The organism is Kamptonema animale CS-326 (assembly GCF_028330895.1).
Classification (GTDB): Bacteria; Cyanobacteriota; Cyanobacteriia; order Cyanobacteriales; family Microcoleaceae; genus Kamptonema; species Kamptonema formosum.
The window spans coordinates 1-2,726 of sequence record NZ_JAQMUA010000383.1; the positions used below are offsets into that span (position 1 = coordinate 1).

Below are 2,726 nucleotides of genomic sequence, written 5' to 3' on the forward strand. Positions count from 1 at the left end.
CTTACTTAATCTAGGTAAATTTGACAGGCTCCTGTAACGCTAAAACCGCATAAGTTCAACCCAAAAGCATATTGGCTCCAAGCTTTCACAACTGATAAAAAAATCCAAGTCACATCTGCGGAATGTGGGCTAGATAGCGACCTCAATCAAGCCGGAAAAACCTTCTTAACCTCTCTATTTCCAAACACCATTCTCTAACTTTTCTCTGCACCCTTAAAACTTCGGATGATTTGAACTCTGGGGTGGAAGGCGGCGGCGATCGCTAAACCCTTTCAATCCCACCAGAGTTCCGACCATGAACAATGCTATACCAACCAACCAGGCGATCGCGAACTTGTCTTTGTCTCCACGCATCGCTTACCCAATCTCAGCCTGTTTTATTGACTGTTGGATTGCGGAGACTGCTGTGGAACTGTAGTTCCCGGAGTAGAGACAGCCGGTGCAGGACTACCCGCAGGAGCACTCGGATTGATATTCAGACCACTTGGCTGCTGGCTTGGCGTAACTGGGAAAGATTGAAACTGGTTTTGAAGCGGTTGCTGTCCCGGACTGCTGGGAGGTAACTGATACTGTTGGTTAGGATTAAAGCTCGTTCCTGGCTGAAGCGGACTGGGGAGAGGAGTACCGTTATTAGAAGCAGGGGGTATATTCCCAGGATTGAAGGGAAAGGAAGGACTTGGGGAAGGGGAAGATGTCGAACTGGGTAGAGTAGCTAAGGCTACGCGATCGCCTCCTACCTCTCGCAAACGATCCAACACTTCCACCACACGAGCATACTTCGCATCCTTCGGAGCGTACAACACCATCAACCCGTTAGGATTTTGTTTACGGTAATCTTGTAAAACGCGATCGAGTTGATTCTCATTCATCGGTATTTGATCGATATAAGTTTGACCAAAATCATCAATGCTGACAATCATCATGTCTCGCATCTGCGACTGTCCTGTACGCGCCTTGGGCAAATCAATATTAATCGCCTGCTGACGAGTTAGTTGTAAAGCTGCTAGGAGAAAAAAGGTCAGAATGCAAAAAATGACATCAATTAAAGGAACAAGTTCAATTCGAGTCTCTTCCGCAGGAGTATCCACATGAATCTTCATGATTAGTTAGCTATTAGTTGTTAAAATTTGAATCTTCAACGGAGTCAGAACCACTGGTAGACTTTGGTTCTTTCGGATGCTCTATACTTTCTTGAGCATTAAGTGAATGTTTCGGATAACCTTCCTTAGCAAAAGAGGAATTCCTATTTTCTGAACCGGGGTAACGATTACTGCTACCTTGAGACCAGTATTGGCGATATAACAACTCCAATTCATTCCCAGCCTTGCGAAATACTTTTACCTGATTGAACAAAAAAGCTTGAAAAATACGATAGAAAGTCAAGCTGATAATTGCCACAACCATTCCCGTAGCGGTAGAGATTAGAGCTTCACTAATCCCCAGGGTAACTCCAGCGGTGGCAGAAGTGCCAATATCCCCAAGGCGAATTGTACTGAGGGAGTTAATCAAGCCTAAAACTGTTCCCAATAGCCCTAACAAAGGTGCTAGAGCAATCACAGCTTCTAATATTTTGTCACCGCGCCGCATCGAAGCTAATTCTTCATCGGCGGCGGCTTCTAGTCCGAGTCGAAAGACTTCTGGTTCTGGATTGTAGAGTCGCAGAGGGGCATAGAGAAATCGCCCAATGGGTTGCTGGTGTGCTTGTTTAGCAATCTCATTAGCAGCAGCCCAATCGCGGCGTGCAGCTTCGAGGACTCGGTTGACTATCTGCTTTTCCTTGCTGATCAGGTTCGCCCAGAACCATAGACGCTCGATAATTGTACTGACAGAGAGAACGGATAAAACCAGCAGAGGATACATGGCGGGGCCGCCCTTGGCAATGATTTCTTGAATATTCACGGTGTTTTTACTCCTCCATAACTTAGTGAACTACCTACACTGACTTGGTGAGAGTCATAGTGGCATTATTACTTCTACTGGTGTTACAAAACCTTACTTGCTATTTCCGAGCATAGGTTTTTCGATATTACAATCCGTTATATTAGCAACCGCCAAGGCGGTTAGGGGCTAGGGGCTAGGGGCTAGGGGCTAGAGGAAGAAGGGAATAGAATCAGCGAGTTTAGCAATTAGTATTTGCCAGCTCCGATCGCTTAATATTCATCATGGTCTTGAGACATATTCTGCTGTAGTGTTTGGTGTTCAAATCTGCGGTTCAGGCGGCGGTATTTTTTAGATTCCAGCTTGGGTTCGTACTTTTGCTTACCATCGGACTTGCTTTTCAACTTAAAGCTGGATTCAGCATCGCCTAATTGTTGCAAAGCGTGCGATCGCACAGTTGCTTCTGCCAAAAAATCCAGATAATGCTGATAACGCTCCCAATCACCCCGTACTACGCAGTTAGGTTCATCTCGGTGCGAACAATCGCTAAATTGGCAACTACCCTTAGTCAACCGCTGTTTTATTTCTGGGAAATATTGAGCTAACTCCTGTGGTTCACACTCCAGAGTTGGTTGATTGAAACCAGGGGTATCTGCTAATAGTCCTCCTCCCGGTAGTTCAAATAGTTCTACATGGCGAGTGGTGTGCCTTCCCCTACCCAGCTTCCCAGAAACAGCTCCTACTCGCAGGTTGAGGTTAGGAATCAGGAGGTTAATCAAACTAGATTTACCTACACCCGAAGGCCCGGAAATAACGGTAATCTTACCCTTGAGTTGGCTGTATAAAGA

General features: G+C 45.8%; 4 protein-coding genes. All 4 read right to left on the reverse strand.

Annotated features, from left to right (window positions below):
- Positions 1-213: 213 nt before the first annotated feature.
- On the reverse strand, positions 214-354 hold the full coding sequence (locus tag PN499_RS22550) for a hypothetical protein (RefSeq protein ID WP_272034826.1): 141 nt from the start codon (positions 352-354) through the stop codon (positions 214-216).
- Positions 355-377: 23 nt separating this feature from the next.
- A complete protein-coding gene (locus PN499_RS22555) occupies positions 378-1,100 on the reverse strand; it encodes an ExbD/TolR family protein (protein ID WP_272034827.1) in 723 nt (240 codons plus the stop codon).
- Positions 1,101-1,113: 13 nt separating this feature from the next.
- On the reverse strand, positions 1,114-1,899 hold the full coding sequence (locus PN499_RS22560; protein WP_272034828.1) for a MotA/TolQ/ExbB proton channel family protein: 786 nt from the start codon (positions 1,897-1,899) through the stop codon (positions 1,114-1,116).
- 251 nt (positions 1,900-2,150) lie between these two features.
- The coding region (gene rsgA / locus PN499_RS22565; RefSeq protein WP_272034829.1) for a ribosome small subunit-dependent GTPase A at positions 2,151-2,726 on the reverse strand (576 nt) is incomplete at its 5' end.